Genomic DNA, 5,636 nt, shown 5'->3' on the forward strand with positions numbered 1-5,636 from the left:
CTGGACCGCGCAGTACATCGCGATGCGCGCGCTGCGCTGGCCCGATGCCTTTCCGGCCGGCGACGTCGCGCTGCAGAAGGCGCTGGGCGTGAGCACCGCGCGCGCCGCGAGCGAGGCCTCGCAGGCCTGGCGCCCGTGGCGCAGCTATGCGGTGCTGCGCGCCTGGCACGCACCCGTCCCTTCCACGCCGTCCGTCGAGCCCACCGCCGCGGACATCCCTTCCAACCCAACGGCAGGCCTCACCGCCTGAAAAGCCATGAAGTTCAAGAAGACCGTCATCTACACCTCGCACTACGACAGCCCGCTCGGCGGCATCACCATGGCCGCCACCGACGCCGGCCTGGCCGGTGTCTGGTTCGACCAGCAGCGCCACTGGCCCGACACCACGGGCTGGCAGACGCGCGATGACCACCCGGTGTTCGTCGAAACGGCCGCACAGCTGCGCGACTATTTCGCCGGCAAGCGCGACCGCTTCGAGCTGCCGCTCGACCTGTCGCACGGCACCGCGTTCCAGCAGAGCGTGTGGCAGGCGCTGCTCGCGATCCCCGCGGGCGCCACCACCAGCTATGGCGCGCTGAGCGCGAACGTCGGCAACCCGGCCGCGGTGCGCGCGGTGGGCGCGGCCGTGGGCCGCAACCCGATCAGCGTGATCGTGCCCTGCCACCGCGTGCTCGGCGCCAACGGCTCGCTGACCGGCTATGCCGGCGGGCTCGAGCGCAAGAGCGCGCTGCTCGAGCTCGAAGGCGTGCGGTAGGCTCGCGGTCCGGGAACGCCCGGCTGCAGACGGATCCGCAGCCGGGCGCAAGAGAACACACAACGACAACACCGCATGACCACCTCCACCACCACCGCCGCCGGCGCGCCCAAGCCCAAGGGCTGGCTCCTCGACCTCGTGCTGCTCGGCGCGCTCTGGGGCGCCTCCTTCCTGTTCATGCGCATCGGCGCCGCCGAGTTCGGCGCGCTGCCGACCGCGGCCGTGCGCGTGAGCATCGCCGCGCTGTTCCTGCTGCCGATCGCGCTGCTGCGCGGCCAGGGCCCCGCGCTGGCGCGCCACTGGAAGCCCAGCTTCTCGGTCGGCGTCTTCAACTCGGGCCTTCCCTTCGCGCTGTTCAGCTTCGCGGTGCTCAGCATCAACAGCAGCCTCGCGGCCGTGCTCAACGCGGCCACGCCGATGTTCGGCGCGCTGGTGGCCTGGGCCTGGTTCCGCGAACGGCCCGACGGCTCGCGGCTGGTCGGCCTGGTGATCGGCTTCATCGGCGTCGCCATGCTCGCCAGCGGCGGTGCCGGCCTGCACACCGGCGCCAGCAACCTCGCGGCGCTGTGGGCCATGCTGGCCTGCCTCGCGGCCTGCCTGTGCTACGGCATCTCGGCCAGCGCCACGCGGCGCTTCCTCACCGGCGTGCCGCCGCTGGCCACCGCCACCGGCAGCCAGATCGGCGCCTCGCTGTTCCTCGCCGTGCCAGCGATCTGGCTCTGGCCCGCGCAGATGCCCGGCGCGCGCGCCTGGCTCGCGCTGCTCGCGCTCGGCATCGCCTGCACCGGCGTGGCCTACATCCTGTTCTTCCGGCTGATCGAGCGCGCCGGCCCGGCGCGCGCATTGACAGTGACCTTCCTGGTGCCGGTGTTCGCGGCCTTCTACGGCGCGGTGTTCCTCGGCGAGACCATCACGCAGTGGATGCTGACCTGCGCCGTGGTGATCGTCTGCGGCGTGGCGCTGTCGACCGGCCTCGTGAAGCTCTGGCCCCGCCCCGCCAAAGCCTGAGCCGGGATCAGATCGCGCCGGCCACCACGTTGACCGACAGCGCGAGCACCAGCATGTTGAAAGCGAAGGCCAGCACGCTGTGGATCAGCGTGATGCGCCGCATCTCGCGCGAGGTGGCCTGCACGTCCGACACCTGCGAGGTCATGCCGATCACGTAGGCGTAGTAGAGGAAGTCGAAGTAGTCGGGGTCTTCCTTGCCCGGGAAGTCCAGCCCGCCCGCGTCGGGCCCGCGGTGCTTCTCGTCGTTGTAGTAGCGGTGCGCGTAGTGGAAGGCGTAGATGGAATGCATCATCAGCCACGAGCCCGCGAGCGCCACCAGCCCGAGCCCGATGTGGACCGCGCGCTCGATGCCGCTCAACTGCTTGACCTGCTGCAGCAGCATCGCGATCGCCACCACGCTCGCACCCACCACCACCAGCATCGACACCAGGATCATCAGGTTCGGCTGGTCGAGCGACTGCGCGCGCTCGCGCGTGCGCTTGGCATCGAAGGTGTCGGCCAGCCACCAGGTCAGCACCTGGTAGACCAGCACGGCCGCGCACCAGCCGGCCAGCCCGCGCGCCATCAGGCCCAGCGGCCAGGGGATCGCAGCAATGGCGACGCCGACGATGCCGCCATACAGCAGGCGCTGCGGACCGGTGGTGGTGGACAGGGGATGGAGCGTGGACATGGGGCGCAGCTTAGCGCCGTGGCCATCGCGCGGTGCGCGCGATGGGACTTTTTGTCCCAGCGTACGCCGCAACGTGCGCGCGCTGGTATGGTCACGACGTCCCCGGGGCACCGCGCCGGGCCCGACGACGTTTTCCCACGAAGCAACGACGTGCGGCCGATGCAGCCGCGCCCTTCCGCCATGAGACACGTGCGACTTCCTCCGCGACCACTGCACCACGGGCTGCGCGCCACGCTGGCAGCACTGGCCATCGCGACCTTCGGCCTGCTGGGCCTGCAGCCCGCGCGCGCGGCCGAACCGGCCGGCGTCCCCGACACCATCGAGCAGCGCGTGGCCGCCTGCATCGCCTGCCATGGCCGCCAGGGCTCGACCGGCAACGCGGCCTTCTTCCCGCGGCTGGCCGGCAAGCCCGCGGGCTACCTGTTCAACCAGCTGCGCAGCTTCCGCGACGGCCGGCGCTCCAACACCGACATGAACTACATGGTGCGCCACATGTCCGACGCCTACCTGCAGGAGATCGCGGACTACTTCGCCGGCCTCGACCTGCCCTATGCCACGGTCTCGCCGACCAGCGACGCGGCCCCCGCGCAGCTCGCGCGCGGCCGCCAGCTCGCGCTCGAGGGCGACGCCACGCGCAACATCCCGGCCTGCGTGCATTGCCACGGCGCCGCGCTCACGGGCGTGCAGCCGGCCATCCCGGGCCTGCTGGGACTGCCGCGTCTCTACGTCTCCTCGCAGCTCGGCGCCTGGCTCACCAACGAGCGCCATGCGCTCGCGCCCGACTGCATGGCCGAGATCGGACGGCGCATGACCACCGCCGACATCAACGCCGTCGCGAGCTGGCTCGCGGTGCAGCCGATGCCCGCCAACCCCAAGCCGGTGTCCGCGCCGGCCGCGCCGCTGCCGATGGCTTGCGGCGGCATGCAGTGAGGCCGCGACGATGACCGCGCTCAAACGCCTGTTCTGGACCCTGCTGGTGCTCGTGCTGCTGCTGGCCGCCGTGGCCGGCGGCGTGGTCGCGCTCAACCTGCGCGGCGAGGCCGCCATTCCCGATCGGGCCGAGGCCTTCGAGGCCACGCCGCAGCGCATCGAGCGCGGCCGCTACCTCGCGCTGGCCGGCAACTGCGCGGGCTGCCACACCACGCGCGGCGGCCAGGCCTACGCGGGCGGCCTGCCGATCGAGACACCCTTCGGCACCATCCACTCGACCAACCTCACGCCCGATGCGCAGCACGGCATCGGCGGCTGGAGCAGCGCGCACTTCTGGCGCGCGATGCACAACGGCCGCTCGAAGGACGGCCGGCTGCTCTATCCCGCCTTCCCCTACCCGAGCTTCACGCGCGTCACGCGCGAGGACTCCGACGCCATCTACGCCTACCTGCGCAGCCTGCCCGCGGCCGACACGCCGAACCGGCCGCACCGCCTGCGCTTCCCCTACGACACCCAGGCCGCGCTCGGCGTCTGGCGCGCGCTGTTCTTCACGCCGCAGACCTTCGTCGCCGACGCGGGCAAGCCGGCCGAATGGAACCGCGGCGCCTACCTGGTCGACGGGCTGGGCCACTGCATCGCCTGCCACGGCAGCCGCAATGCCTTCGGCGCCACCGAGACGCAGCGTGGCCTCTCGGGCGGGCTGATCGCGGTGCAGAACTGGTACGCGCCCTCGCTGGCCGATCCGCGCGAGGCCGGCGTGTCCGGCTGGCCCGCCACCGAGGTGGTGGCGCTGCTGAAGAACGGCAGCGCGCCGCGCGGCTCGGTGATGGGCCCGATGGCCGACGTGGTGTTCGAGAGCACGCAGCACCTCTCCGAGGCCGACCTGTCGGCGATGGCCGCCTACCTCAAGGACCTGCCGGCCGTCGCGCAGGAGGCCGCCGACGCCAAGCCCGCACGCCCCGCCACCTACCGGCGCGATGCCGGCGAGATGGCGCGCGGCAACCGCATCTACGACCAGCGCTGCGCCTACTGCCATGGCGACCAGGGCCAGGGCGCGCCGGGCGCCTACCCGCCGCTCGCGGGCAGCCGCGCCGTCAACATGGCGCGGCCCGTCAACCTGATCCAGGTCGTGAGCCATGGCGGCTTCCTGCCGACCACCGCGGGCAATCCGCGCCCCTACGGCATGCCGCCCTTCGGCGAGACGCTCGACGGCACCGACCTCGCGGCCGTGCTGACCTACATCCGCGGCTCGTGGGGCAACGACAGCGCGCCGGTCACGCAGCTCGACATCGCACGGCGCTGAGGCGCGGCGCCGTCATTCGGGGTTCGCGGGCAGGCTCAGCAGCGCTTCCAGGCCACCCTCGGGGCGGTTCGACAGCCGCAGCCCGCCGCCGAGCGCGGCCGCCAGCTCGCTCGCGATGGCGAGCCCCAGGCCCGTGCCGCCGGTCGCGCGGTTGCGCGACGACTCCACGCGGTAGAAGGGCTCGAGCACCCTGTGCAGCAGCGCTTCGGGAATGCCCGGGCCGCTGTCGCGCACCGCGATCCGCAACTCGGTGTCGGTTCTTGCCACGACCACGCGCGCGCCGCCGCCGAACTTGATCGCGTTGTCGAGCAGGTTCACGAGCGTGCGGCGCAGCGCGAGCATGCGGGTCTTCAACGGCGCGCCGGCCTGGCCCTCGAGCGCCACCTGCGCGCCGGCATCGAGCGCATCGCAGACCAGGCCATCGAGCAGCGCGTCGATGTCGACGGCGCGAAAAGGCTCCTGGCCCGCATGGGCGGCCCGCGCATAGGCCAGCCCCTCTTCCACCAGCGCCTGCATCGCATCGAGATCGCCCGCCAGCCGCGCGCCGCACGGGTCGTCCTTCCAGGGCTCGAGCCGCAGCCGCATGCGCGTGATCGGCGTCTGCAGGTCGTGCGAGATGGCCGCGAGCAGCCGGTGGCGCTCGGCCAGGTGCGCATCGATGCGGCGCTGCATGTCGTTGAAGGCGCGCGCCGCCTGCACCACCTCCACCGGGCCCGCCTCCTTCAGCGCGACGGCCCGCGTGCCGGGCCTGATGGCATTCGCGGCCCGCGCCAGTGCACCGAGCGGCCGCACCGCGATGCGCACGCCCCACCAGGTGGCCGCGCCCAGCAGCAGCACCTGCAGCGCGAGCAGGGCGATGGCACGCCCCGAGAGGCCCAGCGCGGGCGGGCGCAGCGTCAGCGTGAGCATCGTGCCATCGGCCAGGCGCAGCGGCAGCAGCAAGGGGGCACCCTCTTCATCGCCGGGCCCAC

The 5,636-nt window shown here is 72.6% G+C and carries 6 protein-coding genes and 1 pseudogene; 5 read left to right on the forward strand and 2 right to left on the reverse strand.

The window, feature by feature from the left end; genetic code table 11:
- From AC27VN_RS30955 to AC27VN_RS30965, 3 genes and pseudogenes are all read left to right on the forward strand, one after another.
- Window positions 1–250 (forward strand): annotated as a pseudogene (locus AC27VN_RS30955) (adenosine deaminase); the annotation flags it as partial.
- A 6-nt stretch (window positions 251–256) separates the two neighbouring features.
- A complete protein-coding gene (locus AC27VN_RS30960) occupies window positions 257–754 on the forward strand; it encodes a methylated-DNA--[protein]-cysteine S-methyltransferase (protein ID WP_093340123.1) in 498 nt (165 codons plus the stop codon).
- Between the two features lie 75 nt (window positions 755–829).
- Window positions 830–1,762: a DMT family transporter gene (locus tag AC27VN_RS30965; protein WP_490879031.1), complete on the forward strand. Its 933-nt coding sequence runs from the start codon at window positions 830–832 to the stop codon at window positions 1,760–1,762.
- Between the two features lie 7 nt (window positions 1,763–1,769).
- On the opposite strand, the gene AC27VN_RS30970 is transcribed toward AC27VN_RS30965, so the two are convergent.
- Entirely contained in the window at window positions 1,770–2,432 is a 663-nt protein-coding gene (locus tag AC27VN_RS30970) for a DUF1345 domain-containing protein (protein WP_093340126.1), read from the reverse strand.
- Between the two features lie 180 nt (window positions 2,433–2,612).
- Between AC27VN_RS30970 and AC27VN_RS30975 the strand changes: the two genes are divergently transcribed.
- Both AC27VN_RS30975 and AC27VN_RS30980 read left to right on the forward strand, forming a co-directional pair.
- On the forward strand, window positions 2,613–3,362 hold the full coding sequence (locus AC27VN_RS30975; protein ID WP_490879032.1) for a c-type cytochrome: 750 nt from the start codon (window positions 2,613–2,615) through the stop codon (window positions 3,360–3,362).
- Between the two features lie 10 nt (window positions 3,363–3,372).
- Window positions 3,373–4,665 carry a c-type cytochrome gene (locus AC27VN_RS30980; RefSeq protein ID WP_490879033.1) on the forward strand — a complete coding sequence of 431 codons (1,293 nt, stop codon included), beginning with the start codon at window positions 3,373–3,375 and terminating at the stop codon, window positions 4,663–4,665.
- Window positions 4,666–4,677: 12 nt separating this feature from the next.
- Here the strand turns inward: AC27VN_RS30980 and AC27VN_RS30985 are convergent.
- Window positions 4,678–5,636, reverse strand: a 959-nt coding sequence (locus AC27VN_RS30985) for an ATP-binding protein (protein ID WP_490879034.1), incomplete at its 5' end; no start/stop codon positions are given.

The sequence above is a fragment of the Variovorax sp. 20P10.2.4 genome, from assembly GCF_058244205.1.

What these genes read in the sequence shown, in the direction of transcription:
- AC27VN_RS30960 (WP_093340123.1), top strand. Translation starts at nt 257, where the DNA reads ATGAAGTTCAAGAAGACCGTCATCTACACCTCGCACTACGACAGCCCG.
- AC27VN_RS30965 (WP_490879031.1), top strand. Translation starts at nt 830, where the DNA reads ATGACCACCTCCACCACCACCGCCGCCGGCGCGCCCAAGCCCAAGGGC.
- AC27VN_RS30970 (WP_093340126.1), bottom strand. Translation starts at nt 2,432, where the DNA reads ATGTCCACGCTCCATCCCCTGTCCACCACCACCGGTCCGCAGCGCCTG.
- AC27VN_RS30975 (WP_490879032.1), top strand. Translation starts at nt 2,613, where the DNA reads ATGAGACACGTGCGACTTCCTCCGCGACCACTGCACCACGGGCTGCGC.
- AC27VN_RS30980 (WP_490879033.1), top strand. Translation starts at nt 3,373, where the DNA reads ATGACCGCGCTCAAACGCCTGTTCTGGACCCTGCTGGTGCTCGTGCTG.